A 17,332-nucleotide genomic window follows, 5' to 3' on the forward strand; every position below is an offset into this window, starting at 1 on the left:
GGTTAGTCGTCTGTAAAGGCGGCGCCGGGCATGGCCAGCCCGTGCAACAGCAGCGCCTTGATATGGCGCACCAGCACCGCCTTGTCCATCAGCGCCACTTTGCGCGCGATCGGCAGCGACGGCTTGTCCTTCAGCGTACGCGCCATCGCCAGCGGCAGCATGGTCAGGCCGATGACAGAAACGAAAATCAGATCGGGCTGCAGCTGCGGATTGAGCTGACCGGCCTGCTGGCTGCGCGCGATGCTGTCGGCGAACAGCGCCAGCTTGGCCAGCGGCACCCGCCGCACCATGCGCTCGCGCAGCTGGCCGCCGTCGCTCAGTACTTCGCGCACCCACAAGGCCGGCATCCAGGGCATTTTTTCGGTTGTGCTGATCATCCGGTCGACGATACCCATGATCATCTGCTCCGGCGGCTGCTCGCCGCTGATCGGATCCCAGATGCTGTGGATGAACAGGCTGATCCGCTCATCGACCACGGCTTCGATCAGCTGGTCGCGGTTCTTGAAGTAGTAATGCACCATGGCGGCAGTGACGCCCGCCTGGCGCGCGACGGCGGCGACAGTCGTGGCCGCGATGCCCTGCGAGGAAAACAGCAAGGTGGCCGTATCGAGCAGCTTTTCCCGGCTGTCCTGGTCGGACGCCAGCGGCCTGCCGCGGGCGGGTGTGGGCGTGGTCATGCATCGAAGATTAATCAATGCATTAATTAATTACAAGGATAGAAATGTAACGACGAGCCGATTCAAATCAAGATAACTACGTCTGAATAATCGTTCCATCTCCATACTCTCCTACAACGGGATCTAAATTTTCTGGCGAGTGAAGAATCGTGGGGCCTCGCGAGCAGGCCTGCCGCGTCAGGTACTCCGTCAATCCTTCTGCTTGAACTGCGAGAGGAATTTCCGCATGCATTTCTGTCAGCAATTCTTCCGTTGCTCTCACAATCCACTCTACCGTGCGATATTTCGGAGATACTATTTGAATGTTCTGCGAGTCAGTCTGGTCAAAGAAACCGTGTTGCAATTTGTGCCTGACATAAGAAAGAGCGGTGATCCCAGCAATGGTACGCTTTTCCAGATAAGCCTGATTCACGCCCTCATCATAACGGACAACGTTGTCTGGAAACTCGTATCCTTCATCTTCCAGAAGTGCCTCAGTGACGATGTTCGGCAGCAGAGGCCTCGCGTCTTCGTGACCGACTTCAAACAAGAGAATTTTCTTGAGCTTCTTCATTTCTCTCTGTTGTTCCGTGTCTGTTTTTTGGATGGCGATACTCGGAAAGTACTCGCGAATGAACGTGTTGGATTCGTTCATGAGCGCATCCCTGCTCAACTCTGGTTGTATTTGCAAGAATCTGTCGTCCATGTCCATCATCTTCCAGGCGTGGTTAAGGTCGTGAATGAGGAATTCGAGCGGGGACTGCCAGAACTCATCAACATAGACAGGTTCCGTTGATACCCCTACAAAATATATTGGAGTACCACGGATTTTCATGAGGTCAGTAGCGGAAATGTTGTCAAAAGTCGGAATGATGATCACTTCTGGAAGTCGATGCATCAGCTCCTCGTACCGGTACCAGTACTTCTTTTGAAAGTGGGTACTCAAATCTTTCTCAATGCGGCAGGCCACATCAAAGAAACCTACCGCTTCAAACAAGATACGCAGCGTCGGAGCATAGGGGCACATCGGGCCATTCTTGATCGTAACGTGGTGAAGCTTATGCAGCAACTGGTCGCGCATCGACGCAAGCGCGGCATTGCCGCTGCACTTCTCTTCTATTGCAGATAGCAGCAACTGGCTGCGAACGTACTCAACCACCGGCAACAACTCCAGGATTGGCGTATCCAGGCTATCGTTATTCGACGCAAACCGAGTCCGCAATTCGCGGTAAACATCCAATGGTTTTTTTACAGTTTCCCGTATCCATTCATGATGAGAAACTCCCAGCGTTCTAGTAAAATTTTTCGCAATGAGCGCAGCGGCAATCTGTTTATGGTGACCGAAGATAAAGGAGCCTTCTTTCGCGTTCGGCGTAGTAATCACGCTCTCCGGAAGCCATCGGCCATCGATCTCTTTCGTTTCGGGAATTTCTACGAGGAATCCAATCGTGTCAACGATATGGCGCGGATCTGATGGAAGAGCGATGTCTTTAAGATGATCGCGATATCCGTGAGAAATGGTTCTATCCATATAGATTCGCGCTTCTTTTCCTGCTTCGTTCCGAACGAAATAGTATTTACGCTCGTCTAATTCCGCAATGCCATATTCTGGTGTATCTGATCCGAACACTTTGCTGCCTGTTACCCTCAGTGCTGCAAAAATATTGCCAGGGATTCCGATTTCGTTTTGCTCATCTTCATCCCGAAGTAACCCGCCAGGCAGCGACATGCCCTCAGGGAAAAAAGTCCGGTTCACCGTCAGGAACTCCCGCCCGTGCTCGCCGTCTCGCATCACAAGCACGTCGACAGTCTTACGAACCATGACTCCCTGATCGATTCGCTGCTTTGCCTGAATTTTGAGTTCTTGATCGGACAACAACGCGCTCACCACTGCGGATTGATGATCAACGTTTAGATATTTACCGATGCAATTCTCAATCCCATTCTTGCGAATAGGATCACGCAGGCGATGGAACCAATAAACCATGTACAGCAGTGATTCAGCATAGAGGTTCGCTGGATAATCTTGCGTATCGAGAGCTATCGCGTATTTGTCGAGTATTGCCAAAACAGTGTCCGCGATCGTGTCGCGTTGCCCGACTGAGGACAAAGATGAAAGATCGTCGATAATTCCTGGGAATTCACTGGTGCCTGATAATTCGGTGATCGGCGCAGGCGCGTTAAATGCCATCTTGTTTTCCTTAACGATTTCTCTCATGTTAAACGCTTAAATTGCGTTCAAAATTAACAATATCAACGCCTGGTTTCAGGGTATAGAGCTGCGCCAATCGTCCCCCTGAAGATATTTTTTCATTCGAAATTTCAAACATTTCCGATGCCTCAATTCGTCGCATCAAGCTTTTTCTTTGAATTGGCTTTTCGATGATTGCTTCAATGACCTTGATCAATTGGCCTATGCTGAATTTTTCTGGCAAACAAAATACTGGAATCATCGAATACAGCGTTTTCTGTTGAAGTCGCTGCTGCGCCATATCAATGATGTATCGATGGTCGAAAGCAATCATTAGCTTGGGCAATTCACTCACGTTCAACCAGCAGCTGCTCTCTACGGACGAGATTTTGGACTCAACGTCCTGATGCGCCACCAGCGCATAATAGGCAAGCGTCACGCTATATCCACGCGGGTCACGCCTAGGCCCGGAGATTACCTGCAGTTGTTCTAAATAGCTCGGTACAAGCCCCGTTTTGCTCAGCAACTTTCGACGCGCAGTCATATCAGTGTTTTCATCCAAGCTGATATCAATAAATCCACCTGGCAGCCCCCAATAACCCGCAAACGGAGATTCAGCGCGCTTGGCCATGAGCACTTTCAAAACGCCATCGTGCACAGTGAAAAGTACGCTGTCTACAGTGAACAGGGGTTTATCTATTTGCAATATGGCATTCATTTTTCTTGTCTTTTTATGTCTTTGGGACACTTTCCTTATAGCATAAATGGCAGCTTGATAAAAGTTGCCAAATTTCACTTTACTTTATGTCTCAAGGACATTAATATCTATCCATGTTTTATTCATCCCTCGATAAAACTAAAGAAAGCATAGTCAAACGAGCAAGAATTGACTGCGCTCTGATTACTTCAAAACAGGGTTAGCAAATGGGCAGCCACGTTACAAGCAACAATCGATATTTTTTACCAAATCATCAACAAGCTGAAGATTCGTTTAAGCATTTTCAATTTAAGAGCGGTGAAAATCACCTCCAAATTTTGGCGCCCAGCAGTCCCCACGTCGAAATCATGTTTCGCTACAGCGGAGATCAATCGCTAATCCAGCTCTTGCTGCTGACCGATGCACTTCGCCGCCAGGGCGCAAATGTGATCGACTTATGTATTCCCTATTTTCCAGGTGCAAGACAAGACCGCGTTTGCAATGCAGGCGAACCACTGTCGGTGAAGGTCTACGCCGATCTAATCAATCAACAGCACTATCAAAAGGTTTGCGTTTTTGATCCCCACAGCGATGTGGTCGTTGCCCTTTTGAATAACGTCCATGTCGTCAAAAACCATCTATTCATCAGAGACGTCGTGAATGACATCCGATCAGATTTTATTTTGGTCTCGCCGGATGCCGGTTCGAATAAAAAAATCTTTGAATTATCTTGTCAGCTGGGCGGATTGCCCGTGATCCGGGCGGACAAAATTCGCGACGTACGGAACGGAGCAATTATCGGCACAGAGATTTATTGTGACGATTTGAGCGGGAAGACGGCAGTGATTGTCGATGACATTTGTGCCGGCGGTAGGACTTTTATCGAATTGGCGAAAAAACTAAAGGCCAAAAACTGCAAAAAAATCATCTTGGCTGTGTCTCACTACGAAGGCACCGCCGATGAGAAAAAATTAATGGAAAGCGGCATTGATGCGATATACACCACCAACAGCTTGCATGACTCCGCCGCAACGGCATTTCTAAACGTAAAAAATATCTGGCACTTTATGCCCGCACAAGGAGAAAAATAATGAACTTGAATCCCGCCACTGCGATCGATGGCTACAAAGTCGATCATCGCCGCCAATATCCCGACAATACTGAAGTTGTATTCAGCAATCTGACTGCCAGAACAACTCGCCGCGAATACACCGATCACCTGGTTTTTTTTGGATTACAGTATTTTATAAAAAGTTTTTTAATCAAAAGCTGGGAAGAAGATTTTTTTAAACAGCCAAAAGACGAAGTCATCCGTCGCTTTTCTCGTCGTATAAATAATTATTTGGGTCCGAATAATGTCGGCACTCAGCACATTGCGGATCTCCACGACCTAGGCTACTTGCCCATAAAAATTATGGCATTGCCCGAAGGTTCAGTTTACTCGCTAAGGGTGCCATGTCTTGTGATTTTTAATACAGACGAGCGATTTTTTTGGCTCACCAATTATTTAGAAACGATCCTCTCGACCAATGTATGGGGCATGTGCACCAGTGCGACTACAGCGCACGAATACAAAAAAATACTGACGACTTACGCACTAGAAACCGACGGCAGCACCGAGTTCGTGAATTGGCAAGGACACGACTTTAGTTTTCGCGGCATGTATGGCGCTGAAGCTGCCACAATGAGCGGTGCTGCGCACTTATTGAGTTTTACAGGCACAGACACCATTCCTGCCATCGATTTCCTGGAAGACTTTTACGGAGCCAATAGCGATTTAGAGCTGGTTGGCGGCAGTGTTGCAGCAACGGAGCATTCAGTCATGTGCGCCGGCGGCATGGACAATGAACTTGAAACCTTCCGGCGCTTGATTCAGGACATCTATCCGGCTGGAATCGTTAGTATCGTGTCGGACTCCTGGGATTTCTGGCAAGTGATGACGGACTTTACCGTCAAACTTAAAGAACAGATTTTGGCGCGAGATGGGAAAGTCGTGTTTCGTCCCGATACCGGTTGCCCAGTCAAAATGATTTGTGGCGATGCAGATGCCGAAATCGGCTCGCCAGAATACAAAGGCGCGATTGAATGCTTGTGGGAAGTGTTTGGCGGTAGCGAAACTAAGCAAGGCTACAAAATTCTGAATCCCCGTGTTGGATTGATTTATGGCGACTCCATCACTATTGAGCGCGCCACGGCAATTTGTGCAGGACTCAAAGCCAAAGGATTTGCCTCAACCAATGTGGTTTTTGGAATTGGCAGTTACACCTATCAGTACGTCACACGCGATACCGATGGTTTCGCCGTTAAAGCGACTTTCGCCAAAATTTCCGGTGAAAATCGCGAAATTTTCAAAGCGCCCAAAACGGGAGATGGAACCAAGAATTCTGCCAAAGGCCTGGTAGCAGTATACAAAAATGAGCGAGGTGAATTTTATTTGAAGGATCAAGCGAGCTGGAATGAAGTCAATAACTGCGAATTTGTTCCCGTGTTTGAAAACGGAAAATTACTCAACGCGGTAACCCTTACTGAGGTAAGGGAACGTTTGGCCGCCGCGATTTAATTGCGGACCAGACTTGACCCGACAGTTCCCGTCGGGTCAAGTCTGAACTATTGCACGTTAAGCGCGCGGCGCCTGGTCCTGTTTCAGCGACTGCGCCAGCTCACCAGCCTTGAGCGAGCCCATCAGCGACAGCAAGGTGTTAAACGCATTGGTATCGCCACCGCCGCCCATCTGGATCTGCGGCACCAGAGGCACCTTGGACGTTTCAAACGCTTCGGCCAGGCGCAGCATCACGGTTTGCATCAGCTGCTTGTCGGCGCCCTCTCCCTGCATCGCCTCCGATTTGGCCTTGATCGCCGACGCTTCAGCCTCGCCTACCGACCGGATCGCGGAAGCACGGCCGGAGCCTTCCATTTCCTGCTTGAATTTCTCCGCATGGGCCAGCGCTTCGATTTCCTGGCGCCTCTTTTCAGCCGCCTTGACATTGGCAGAGCCCTGGTTTTCCTTGATCGAGATATCCACCAGCGAACCGGTCAGTTCCTTTTGCTTGGAGGCGCGCTGTTCAGCCTCGTTGAGCTCGCGCTCCTTGTCGGCGGCGATCTGCTTTTGCGCAAAGGTTTCCACCTGCTCGCGGGCGATCTGGCGGTCACGCAGCTGCGCCATGATATTTTCGATCTTGGTGTCGCCTGGCTGCGGCTTCGGCGTACCGATCAAGACTTCCTGGAATTCCAGCGAGTAGGCCTGGAAGCGCTCTTTCATGTCGGCCGAAGCATTACCCTGCAATTCGCTGCGCGACTGGATCAGTTCGATGAAGGTCTTGGTTTGCGAGACGTTCTTGAAATACGAGGACACCATCGGATCGAGCGTCTGCTCCACCAGCTGGGCGACATTGCCGAAACGCTGCACTACCATCGGCGCTTTGCGGTAGTCGATATGCACCACCACCGACAACGGCAGCTGCGGCTCAAACGCGTCCTTGGTGATCAAGGTGATCTCGCGCAGGTTGCTGTCGAAGCTGGAACCGCTCTCGCCGGACTTCCACATCAGCACGAAGTTGGTGGTCGGCACCAGCTCGATCTTGCCGGCGTATGTGTTGAATGCATACTTCCCGGGCATCAATGGATCGCGCCAGACGCCGCGGCAACCGCTTTCGACCAGCTCGCCATGGCTGTATTCCTTGCCGGACAAATCGGAACCCTTGCGCCCGGTATAGGACACCACCACGCCGACATAGCCGACCGGAATGATGGTCTTCTTGATCAGCTCAACCGTGGCAAACAAGCGGTTGATGTAATACGTGCCCTCCACCAGCACCCGCTCCTGGCGGCCGCGCTGGCCGCCGGCGGCGAGGAATTTCTCCGGTTCCTGGAAGGAGTTGTGGCTGTCGCCGACATCCGGCGCCAGCAGCTCGTCCTTGGGCAAGCCGGGGCCGTCCTGCACAGTGACGATCGCCAGCTGGTCGGAATCGTGGGTGCCGGCCACTTCCTTCAGCACCACCGGGGTAAAGCCGCTGCGCTCATCCAGCACGCCGCGCATCTGCTCGTAATACGCCTTTTCCTGGGCATCCAGCGACAGCGAATAAGTCGCTTCTTCCGTCATCACCACGAACAGCGCCGGATTGATGATGTGCGTGCCCTCGCGCAGGATCTTGCGCTGCGGCCCTTTCTGGCCGCCGCCTTCAAGGAAGGAGCGGACGTCGCGGAAGTCCTCCACCTTGGCGTTGTCGGCCAGCGTCTGTCCCGCAGGCAGGTCGATGCCGTCGCGCGCAAAGACATAGCCGATGCGTCCCTGGGTCACCGATACCATCGGATGGATGTGCACGCGGAACTGGAACGGCGCAAAAAAGTGGAAGCCGCCGCGCCGCAGGTCAGGCTGCAAGCCAGCCTCGCCATGCAAGGCCAGCAAGCCGGCTTTCACCGAGCCGCTCGAACTCCACAACTTCTCGACCACGCCGATCCGGTCGTTGGGTATGTATCGGATGATGCCCGACACCGAAAAAAATATGGCAAGCAAGATGGCCGCCGCCACCAGAATGATAAGCGCCGTGGGCAACCAGCCCAGGCTTGTGATCAGATTCAGCATTTCATTTCTTTCTTTTATTGTTGAGTGCTACGTTTTCCCCGTCGCCACGCGCCTGCCGGCGATTTTCCAGCCAGAGTGTCATAGCAAAGTGTGGGATTTTTTATGACGATATGGGGCTGGCGCCGTCAGGAATTTGCGCCGCGATCCCGATCCAGCGAGATGCCGAAGCCGCCGTCGATCCAAGTATCCTTGTCGCGGCTGACCGCCTGCGCCGGCAGCACCGCGGTCTGGACCGAGAAGCCGGGCATTTTCTTGACCGCGGTGCCGATCGCCATGAACTCCACCAGGCCGTTGCCGATTTCGGCGATATAGGTCTTGACCCCGACCACTTCTTCCGCGCCCAGCGCATCGGCTTCGTTCTTCAGGCGATCGATCGCAATTTCGCGGGCGTCGTGGATCAGCGTGGTGAGGTCGCTGATTTCGCCCTTGGCGAAGGATTTGAAGGCCGCCATAACCCCGCCCACCACGCCCAGCGAGTAGATCGAGGTGGACATCAGCAATTTGACCGGCGCATAACCGAGGCTGGTCATGGCCCACAGCTCTTCCCCGGTAAGGTCGCTGGTGACCGGATTGCCATCTGCGCCGGCGGGCAGCGCGCTGTGCCGCGATGCGGTGCCGGCCATCAGCATTTCGTGCGTGCCCATCCATGGCAGGATAGAGGTGCGGATGCCGACCACTGCATTGGCGCCGTCCGCCTTGGCCTGCGCCACCAGCCGCTCAAGCGCCTTGTGGCGGGTCGTGTTGAAGATATTGCTGTACTCGGCGATCTCGCCGCGCACCAGGGTTTTCAGCGACCCGACGATGCCGCGGCCGACACCCATCGAATAGGCGATGTTGCCGAATGCGTGCTGGATCGGCATATAGCCGGCATCCATGTGGCAGTACAGCTCCTGCGCATCGCCGGCAGTGGTGAAGAAACGGCCGGACAGCGCGCGCGAGTGGATGCAGGAACCCACGAACAGGAATTCGGTGCTGCCGCTGAACGAACGCAGTTCGCTGGAAACCCCGGCCACGCCGGAAGCTCCCTGCTGCATCGCCTCCTTGCTCATGCGTTCGAAGGCGTTGGCGCGGCCTTCATGGATCGCCGCGGTGACTTGGGTGATCTCCCCGCCCAGCATGTTTTTCAGGCCGGCGCCTATGCCGCCGAGGAAGCCCATCGAGTTGACGCTGTTGCCTACTACAATTTCGCCCGCCGAATAATTCTTTAACGCCAGGCAGAAAATTTCATTCCCGGATAAACCAGTTACTTTAGCCATACGCCTTCCTTTTTATCGACGATAGATGTCTAACGGCCCACTCCAGAATATCTGGAGAAATGCACTGAAGACGAAACGATTCTGAACCTTAAACCGGTCGCTAGCTACTGATTTCGGAAGGTTGCGATTGGAGTATTTCCTCAGGCCGGCCCGCATGAATCACTGATATTCAGAGGACATATTTCTCCGGCTTTTTGAGAAAAAAGCCGGCAGCGATCTGACAGCATCGGCCAGACGTTTGGAACATTTCCGGCAATGCGGGCTGCAACGCCTTATTTTGGATATGATGACGGTTGGCAGCCTGGCATTCACTGAGCCCGCAACGACCCAACACTACCTACCGGAGCAGCACAGCGTGACCGACACCACCACCCCGCCCCAGCATCGCGCCCGCGAGGCTGCCATGCCCTTCATCATGCTGACAGTGTTGATCGACATGATTTCAATCGGCCTGATCGTTCCGGTCCTGCCGGCGCTGGTCGGCCAGTTCACCGGCACCCATGCCGACCAGGCGTTCTGGTACGGCGCCGTGGCGTTTGCCTTCGGCCTGGCCAATTTTTTCGGTTCGCCCATCCTGGGCGCGCTGTCCGACAACCATGGCCGGCGGCCGGTTTTGCTGCTGGGTTTTTGCGGACTGGCGCTGAATTTCTTCGCCACGGCTTTTGCCACTGCCCTGTGGATGCTGATCGTGGTGCGCCTGGTCGGCGGCGCCATGCAGTCCAATGCCGCAGTGTGCAACGCCTATGTCGCCGATATCACTCCTCCGGAGCAGCGCGCCAAGCGCTTCGGCATGATAGGCGCCATGTTCGGCGTCGGCTTCATCATCGGACCGGTGATGGGGGGCTTGCTCGGTGCGGTCGACCTGCGCCTGCCCTTTATCGTCGCCGGCAGCCTGGCGCTGGTCAACCTGGCCTACGGTTACTTCGTCCTGCCCGAGTCGCTGCCGGTAGACCGGCGCCGCGCCTTCAGCTGGAAATCCGCCAATCCGCTGACATCACTGCAGGCCTTGTCGCGCCTGAAGACGGTCGGCCCGCTGGTGGCGGTGATTGCCTGCAACGGCCTGGCGCAATTCATGCTGTTCACCATCTGGGTCTTGTACACCACCTTCAAGTTCGGCTGGGGACCGCTGGAAAACGGCCAGTCGCTGGCCGCGGTCGGCATCATGTCGGTGCTGGTGCAAGGCGTGCTGCTGGGGCCGCTGCTGAAGCGTTTCAGTCCGCAGCGGCTGGCGGTCATCGGCCTGGTGTCGTCCACCGCCGCCTATCTGCTGTGGGGCGCCGCCAGCCAGGGCTGGATGATGTATGCGGTGATCTTTGCCAATATCTTCGGCGCCACGGTCAATGCGTCGATCCAGAGCATCATCTCCAGCGCGGTCGATTCGCATAGCCAGGGCCAGACGCTGGGCGCGGTCAGCTCGCTGAACAGCCTGATGGCGGTGGTCGCGCCTATCATCGCCGCCCCCTTGCTGGGCGCGGTATCGCACCTGCCGAAAGGCGATTGGCGCATCGGCACGCCATTTTATTTTTGCGCGGCGCTGCAGCTGATTGCGCTGGTGCTGGCGTTTCTGCACTTCCGGCGGCAACGTCATGCACGCACGGAATCCCAGCCGGCAGAAAACCGGCAGGAAACTGAAGAAGCCATGTAATGGATGACATGCTGCCGGCGCCACCTATGTTGATGGCGGCCCCGGCGGCAGGGTTTACGCCGCTGCGGTCGCCGGCAAGGCCATGCTGCGGCCGGATGCGCGCGCCGACAGGCGGCTCAAGGGAATTTCCACCCAGCGGTAGAAAATCGCGCCGGCGGCGAGGCTGGCGGCCCATGCCATCAGCATGCCGATAGCCTGGTAGAGCGGCTGCGGCGGCACAAAACGCGCGAAGGCGGCGTTGATCACCAGGCACACCGGGAAATGCACCAGGAAAATGGAATACGAAATGCGTCCGAAGGCACGGATCCAGGACAGGCGCTGACGCGACATCAGCATGCCGCGTCGGCTCACCAGCACCAGCGCGCAGGCAACCATCAGCGCTACCGCGATGCGGACACGGAAATCGATGGCCAGCGCGCACAAGGCCGGTACCACGATCGCCACCAGCAACAAGGCCACCATCGCCGGCCGGCGGCTAAGATCGCGCGCCCACCAGGCGATGATGCCCAGGCCGTAGCTGCCGAAGAAATACGGCGCCCAGGCATCCCAGGCAGCGTCGCGGTTGAAGTACAGCAGCGAGGCGGTAACGCCGATCACGACCAGCACCGGCGCCAGCCACGAAGCGGAACGGCGGCTGGCGACGCTGCCGGTAAACCACAGCAGCACGGTGAGCAAGGCGTACAGCTGGAAATCGATGGCGACATACCAGGCGCCGGCCGAAATCGATTCATAGCCCAGCACCGTGTGCAGCAGCAGCGCGTGCGCGGCCAGCTGCAGCGCCGTCGGCATGGCCGAAATCGAATAATGGTTCATCCACAAAGCTGCCCAGGCTGACGCCCCGACAGCCAGCGCGGTCGCTATCAGGAACGGCGGCACCAGCTTCATGTAGCGCCGCCACAAAACGCGCATGGGATCGGCAATGCCGGAATTGCCCTGCGGCGACAGCGACTTGGCGGCGAGGAAGCCGCCGACCACCAGGAACACCTGCACCGCGATGCGGGCGTAGCTATCCAGCCACCCGATCAGGGTCGGCGCGACCGGGCGCACGTAATCGGCCATCGGGCCGTAGAACGCCAGGTGATGCAGAACGATTAACTGGGCTGCCACTACCTTCAGCAGATCGATGAAGCCGAATTGAAAATTGGTATTGCGATCAGGCGCGGAGGATGAGCTTGCAGTTTGCGGTGAAACGCTCATTATTACATCCGTGTTAAAAAAGATGCCAATGATAAAGATTCAGTCGCGCTTGTCCAGCATAATATCGTTTTGTAACACTTGACGGCGTTGACATAATGCACACAGTTGACCGGACGACATGATATTTATCATGCGCGGTCAGCTTTTCCCCACCGACAGCTGGTATTTCTTGATCTTGTCATACAGGGTTTTCTTCGGCAAGCCGAGGCGGTCGGCGGCGCTGGCGACATTGCCGCCGCTGGCTTCCAGCATCTCGGCGATCAGCATGCGCTCATAGACTTCCAGCTGCTGCGGCAGCGAGGCGCCAGGCGGCAAGCCGGCGCTGCCGCCCGGGACCGGATCGGCCACGCCTTCCGCCACCCCCAGCACCAGGCGATCGGCGAAATTGCGCAACTCACGCACATTGCCGGGCCAGTCGCGGGTTTGCCATTGCGCCATCTGCGCCAGGCTCCATTGCGGCAAAGGCCGCTGATAGCGCAGCGCCGCGCCCTGGATGAAATGCGCCAGCAGCAAGGGGATATCGTCACGCCGCTCGTTCAGGCGCGGCAAGTCGATGCTGACCACGCCGATGCGGTAATACAGGTCTTCGCGGAAGCTGCCCTGCGCGCTCATCTGCAGCAGGTTGGCCTTGCTGGCGGCGATGATGCGGCAATCGATGGCGATCGCCTCGTTGCCGCCCAGGCGCTCCAGCTTGCGCTCTTGCAGCACGCGCAGCAGCTTCACTTGCAGGGCCAGCGGCATGGATTCGATCTCGTCGAGGAAGACGGTGCCGCCCTTGGCATACTCCAGCTTGCCGATGCGGCGTTTCTGGGCACTGGTGAAAGCCCCTGCTTCGTGGCCGAAAATCTCGCTCTCGAAGACGGCTTCCGGCAAGGCGCCGCAATTGATGGCGACGAACGGCCCCTGGCGGCCGCTGGCCAGGTGCAGCTGGCGCGCCACCACTTCCTTGCCACTGCCGGTCGGGCCGTTGATCAGGATATCGACCATGGTGGGGCCGACGCTGCGGATCATGGTGCGGACCCGCTCGATCGCCGCCGACTGCCCGATCAGGCTGGGCATGTCCGGATGCGCCACCCAGGCCGCCTTGAGCCGCCGGTTCTCCAGGATCAGGCTGCGCTTTTCCTGCGCCCGGTGCGCGGTTTCCAGCAAGCGCTCGGCGCCGAACGGCTTCTCGATGAAATCGTAGGCGCCGGCGCGCATCGCCTCGACTGCCATGCTGACGTCGCCGTGGCCGGTCACCACGATGACCGGCAAGTCCGGATCCAGCGTTGCTACCTGGGTCAGCAATTCCAGGCCGGAACGGCCGGGCAAGCGCACATCGGTGACGATGACGCCGGCAAATCCCGTCGTCATCCATGCCTGCGCCTGCTCCACGCTGCCGCAGGCGTGCACGGTGAAGCCGCCCAGCTCCAGCGTCTGCGCGATCGCTTCGCGCACCGATTGCTCATCCTCGATCAGTACCGCTTCCAATGCCGCCGCCTGCATTTCCATCATGTTTCCATCGCTTTTTCTACTGATTCCAGCAAAGGTATGCGCAGCACGAATTCGGCGCCGCCCTCGCTGTGATTGTTGGCCGCCAGGCGGCCGTTCATCGCCTGCACGATGGAGGATGAAATCGCCAGGCCCAGCCCCAGCCCCTTGCCGGAAGGCTTGGTGGTGAAGAACGGCTCGAACAGATGCAGGGCGACCTGCGCCGGAATGCCCGGCCCGGAATCGCGGATGCGGATCACTGCCTCGCCGGCATCGCGTTCCAGCACCAGCGAGACGATTTTTTGCCCGGCATTATCCACCGCGTCCAGCGCATTGCGCAACAGGTTGATCAGCACCTGCTCGGTGCGCACCGAATCGCCCACCACCTGGGCCGGGTCGCGGATATCGATGCGCAGCTCGGTGCCGTGGGTCTGGAATTCGTTGCCCAGCAGGAGCGCGGCAGCCTCTATCGATTTCGACAGGTCGATCGCCGCCACCGCTTCATGGCTTTTCCTGGAAAAACCGTTGAGCTGGCCGACGATCTTGCCCATGCGCGCGCTGGCGTTGCTGATGTGGCCGAGGTTTTCCGCCGCCTTGTCGCGCTGCTCGCGCGCCAGGAAGGTAATGGCGTTGTCGGCAAAGGCGCGGATCGCCGCCAGCGGCTGGTTCAGCTCGTGGGCGATGCCGGCCGCCATCTGCCCCAGCATCGCCAGCTTGCCGGCCTGGATCAGCTTGTTCTGGGTCGAACGCAGCAGATGCTCGGTTTCCTTCAGCTTGGCGTATTTCGCTTCCAAGGTTTGATTCGCCACCATCAGCTCCTGGGTTCTTTGGGCGATGGTGCGGTCCAGATATTCTGCCGAGGTCAGGCGCTCTTCCAGGCGCCGCCGGCGCTGGTAGACAGCCCACAGGGAAATCGCCGCGATCGCCAGCAGCAGCGCCGCCGCCAGCGTCCACAGCATGGCGATGCGGGCGATCCGCGCTTGCGAGGGAAACAGCATCAGCTGCCAGCCGAGGCTGCCGATATTGCGCGTGACGTGCTGGCCGAACTCGGTCCTTTGCTGTTTCGACAAGGAACTCACCGGCGTGATGGCCTGGTCGGCATATTGGTGGGTGCCGGCGAGCTTCTGCTGCACCTGGCCGTCCAGCGAATACAGGCTGTGATACTTCCAGGCCGGCCGGTTGCTGAGGAACACCACGCCGCTGCTGTCGACCAGCGTGATCGGCTCTTCGCTGCTGCGCCAGGTATGCTCGAACTCAGTCAGGTCGATCTTGATCGCCATCACGCCCAGCACCGCATTGGCGCCGTAGTCCGCAGCGCTGGCATAGATCGGCTGGGCGATGAAGTAACCGGGAACGTTGGTGGCGTTGCCGATGCCGTAGAAGCGTCCGGGATTGCCTTTGATCGCCTCCCGGAAATACGGACGGAAGCCGAAATCCCTGCCGACAAAACTGACGCTGCTGTCCCAGTTGCTGGAAGCCAGCGTCATGCCTTTGCGGTCCAGCATGAAGATCGCCACCACTTTCGACTGCCGCTGTATCAGTTGCAGTGCCTGGTTGAGGCGCTGGATGTTCTGCAGGTCGTCAGGCTGCGCCAGCGCCCGCAGGACGTCTGACTGAAAACCCAGCGCGAACGGCAAGGTCTCGAATTTCTGCAGCACCGATTCCAGGTCCAGCGCGATGATCTGCAGCTGGCGTTCGCTGGCTTCGCCGATATCGTTGCTGGCTTTCCTGGCCGCCAGCACGTAGGTGGCGGCCAGCACGGCCAGCGCCGCAATCAGCGCCAGCGCCGGCAACCACAGCTGCTTTCTCGATTTCATGGCGGCATTCGCAAGTCAAGCATGACAAACAATGGCGGCGGCGCCTGCAAAGCCGTCGCCGCGCAGCCCCTTAACGGCCCGCAGCCGCGCCGTCCGGCGCAAATTGACGGGTTTCCAGCCGCACGTCCTTGAGATAGCCTTCCTTGCTCGGGTCGCGCATTTTGTAGGCGACGATGAAGGCGATCGCGCACATGACCGATACGTACCAGTAGAAAGTGGACTCGGAACCCATCCCCTTCAGTTCCAGCGCCACATATTCCGCGGTGCCGCCGAACAGTGCATTGCCGACCGCATACGACAGGCCGACGCCCAGCGCGCGCACTTCCGCCGGGAACATTTCCGCCTTGATCAGGCCGCTGATGGAGGTATAGAAGCTAACGATGGACAGCGCCACGATCACCAGTCCGAACGCCGCATACGGATTGGCGACGTCTTTCAGCGCATGCAGGATAGGCACGGTGGCGACCGTGGCCAGGGCGCCGAACCAGAGCATCGAGGTGCGGCGGCCGATCTTGTCGGAGAGCATGCCGAACAAGGGCTGCATCAGCATGTAGACGAACAGCGCCGCCGTCATCACCGTGCTGGCGGTCTTGGCGCTCATGCCGGCGGTGTTCACCAGGTACTTTTGCATATAGGTGGTGAAGGTGTAGAAAATCAGCGAACCGCCTGCGGTGAAGCCGACCACCGTCAGGAATGCCCGTTTATGCTTCATCAAGCCAGCCAGGGTGCCGGCATCCTTGTTCTTGCGGGTCTCGGCGGTCGAGGTTTCGCTCAGCGATTTGCGCAGGTACAGCGCGACCAACGCCGCCATCGCACCCAGCACGAAGGGAATGCGCCAGCCCCAGGCATGCAATTGTTCCGAAGTCAGCAGCTGCTGCAGGATCACCAGCGCCAGCACCGCCAGCAGCTGGCCGCCGATCAGCGTCACGTACTGGAACGAGGCAAAGAAGCCGCGCCGCCCTTCCAGCGCAACCTCGCTCATATAGGTAGCGCTGGTGCCGTATTCGCCGCCGACAGACAGGCCCTGGAACAGGCGCGCCAGCAACAGCAGCAAGGGCGCGGCGATGCCTATGCTGGAGTATGTCGGCAGGCAGGCGATCATCAGCGAGCCGCCGCACATCATCAGCACCGAGATCATCATGGCGGTGCGGCGGCCATGCTTGTCGGCGATGCGGCCGAACAGCCAGCCGCCGATGGGCCGCATGAAAAAGCCGACCGCGAAGATGGCGGCGCTGTTGGCGAGTTGCGTGGTCGGATTGCTGCTGGGGAAAAACATCGGCGCAAAATAGATCGCGCAGAAGGAATAGATGTAGAAATCGAACCATTCCACCAGGTTGCCGGAGGAAGCGCCCACGATGGCGAAAATGCGTTTGCGGGTATCCGCGGCGGCGGCAGGATCGGAAGGATGAAGCACGGACATGGTTATCTCCTGGTTTTAATGTTTTTTGTACAATCCTGGCAACGACCGTATTGAGGCAACTTGTGCTGATGCGCAAGTGACATCATGCCATTCAGGAGGCACAACTAGCAAAGGGGGAATTTACGGCTGGGGTCGGCGCCGCGCCAAATGACGGAGCCCGGTACGGGCACGCTGCGAAAAAACGGTGTTGCGAGGCATGCTTGTCTCCTGTGGATTATATTTTTATAGTTGCCTTTGCAGACTTCATGCCAACCCGCCAGAAAAAGCCAAGTGATTGATTTATTGAAGGTTTTTTCAGCAGAATGGCGGGCGCCAGGTGAATTTTGTGCGGAAATCCGGAATCGCCGCTACCCTTCTTGCGGTTTTCCGCCCGGCCGGACCTGATTCCGGAATCGAATATT

At 57.1% G+C, this 17,332-nt stretch carries 12 protein-coding genes; 3 read left to right on the forward strand and 9 right to left on the reverse strand.

Going from position 1 to position 17,332, the window contains the following annotated elements; all coding sequences use genetic code 11:
* Nucleotides 1-2: 2 nt before the first annotated feature.
* The 3 genes from KHU30_RS03980 to KHU30_RS03990 all read right to left on the reverse strand — a co-directional run bounded on the left by KHU30_RS03980 (nucleotide 3) and on the right by KHU30_RS03990 (nucleotide 3,565).
* Entirely contained in the window at nucleotides 3-677 is a 675-nt protein-coding gene (locus tag KHU30_RS03980) for a TetR/AcrR family transcriptional regulator (RefSeq protein WP_211441320.1), read from the reverse strand.
* Nucleotides 678-753: 76 nt separating this feature from the next.
* Nucleotides 754-2,874: a hypothetical protein gene (locus KHU30_RS03985; RefSeq protein ID WP_211441321.1), complete on the reverse strand. Its 2,121-nt coding sequence runs from the start codon at nucleotides 2,872-2,874 to the stop codon at nucleotides 754-756.
* Nucleotide 2,875: 1 nt separating this feature from the next.
* The gene (locus tag KHU30_RS03990) at nucleotides 2,876-3,565 is read right to left on the reverse strand and encodes an NUDIX hydrolase (protein ID WP_211441322.1); all 690 of its coding nucleotides are present in this window, start codon (nucleotides 3,563-3,565) and stop codon (nucleotides 2,876-2,878) included.
* A gap of 206 nt (nucleotides 3,566-3,771) precedes the next feature.
* On the opposite strand from KHU30_RS03990, the gene prs reads away from it, so the two are divergent.
* Both prs and KHU30_RS04000 read left to right on the forward strand, forming a co-directional pair.
* Nucleotides 3,772-4,635, forward strand: a complete 864-nt coding sequence (prs, locus tag KHU30_RS03995) for a ribose-phosphate diphosphokinase (RefSeq protein WP_211441323.1) — start codon at nucleotides 3,772-3,774, stop codon at nucleotides 4,633-4,635.
* Entirely contained in the window at nucleotides 4,635-6,104 is a 1,470-nt protein-coding gene (locus tag KHU30_RS04000; RefSeq protein ID WP_211441324.1) for a nicotinate phosphoribosyltransferase, read from the forward strand. Before prs ends, KHU30_RS04000 begins: the two co-directional genes overlap by 1 nt.
* A gap of 57 nt (nucleotides 6,105-6,161) precedes the next feature.
* Here KHU30_RS04000 and KHU30_RS04005 read toward each other — a convergent pair whose 3' ends face one another.
* Both KHU30_RS04005 and KHU30_RS04010 read right to left on the reverse strand, forming a co-directional pair.
* Entirely contained in the window at nucleotides 6,162-8,126 is a 1,965-nt protein-coding gene (locus KHU30_RS04005; RefSeq protein WP_211441325.1) for an SPFH domain-containing protein, read from the reverse strand.
* 125 nt (nucleotides 8,127-8,251) lie between these two features.
* Entirely contained in the window at nucleotides 8,252-9,382 is a 1,131-nt protein-coding gene (locus tag KHU30_RS04010) for a heavy metal-binding domain-containing protein (RefSeq protein ID WP_211441326.1), read from the reverse strand.
* A gap of 286 nt (nucleotides 9,383-9,668) precedes the next feature.
* Here KHU30_RS04010 and KHU30_RS04015 point away from each other — a divergent pair, with 286 nt between their 5' ends.
* Entirely contained in the window at nucleotides 9,669-11,027 is a 1,359-nt protein-coding gene (locus tag KHU30_RS04015; protein ID WP_211442194.1) for a TCR/Tet family MFS transporter, read from the forward strand.
* A 54-nt stretch (nucleotides 11,028-11,081) separates the two neighbouring features.
* Here KHU30_RS04015 and KHU30_RS04020 read toward each other — a convergent pair whose 3' ends face one another.
* From KHU30_RS04020 to KHU30_RS04035, 4 genes are all read right to left on the reverse strand, one after another.
* On the reverse strand, nucleotides 11,082-12,224 hold the full coding sequence (locus tag KHU30_RS04020) for an acyltransferase family protein (RefSeq protein WP_211441327.1): 1,143 nt from the start codon (nucleotides 12,222-12,224) through the stop codon (nucleotides 11,082-11,084).
* 138 nt (nucleotides 12,225-12,362) lie between these two features.
* Nucleotides 12,363-13,715, reverse strand: a complete 1,353-nt coding sequence (locus KHU30_RS04025; RefSeq protein ID WP_211442195.1) for a sigma-54-dependent transcriptional regulator — start codon at nucleotides 13,713-13,715, stop codon at nucleotides 12,363-12,365.
* The gene (locus KHU30_RS04030; RefSeq protein ID WP_211441328.1) at nucleotides 13,715-15,511 is read right to left on the reverse strand and encodes a sensor histidine kinase; all 1,797 of its coding nucleotides are present in this window, start codon (nucleotides 15,509-15,511) and stop codon (nucleotides 13,715-13,717) included. Before KHU30_RS04030 ends, KHU30_RS04025 begins: the two co-directional genes overlap by 1 nt.
* A gap of 70 nt (nucleotides 15,512-15,581) precedes the next feature.
* Entirely contained in the window at nucleotides 15,582-16,931 is a 1,350-nt protein-coding gene (locus KHU30_RS04035) for an MFS family transporter (protein WP_211441329.1), read from the reverse strand.
* Nucleotides 16,932-17,332 lie beyond the last annotated feature (401 nt).

Source organism: Collimonas humicola (assembly GCF_018304945.1).
Classification (GTDB): domain Bacteria; phylum Pseudomonadota; class Gammaproteobacteria; order Burkholderiales; family Burkholderiaceae_D; genus Collimonas; species Collimonas humicola.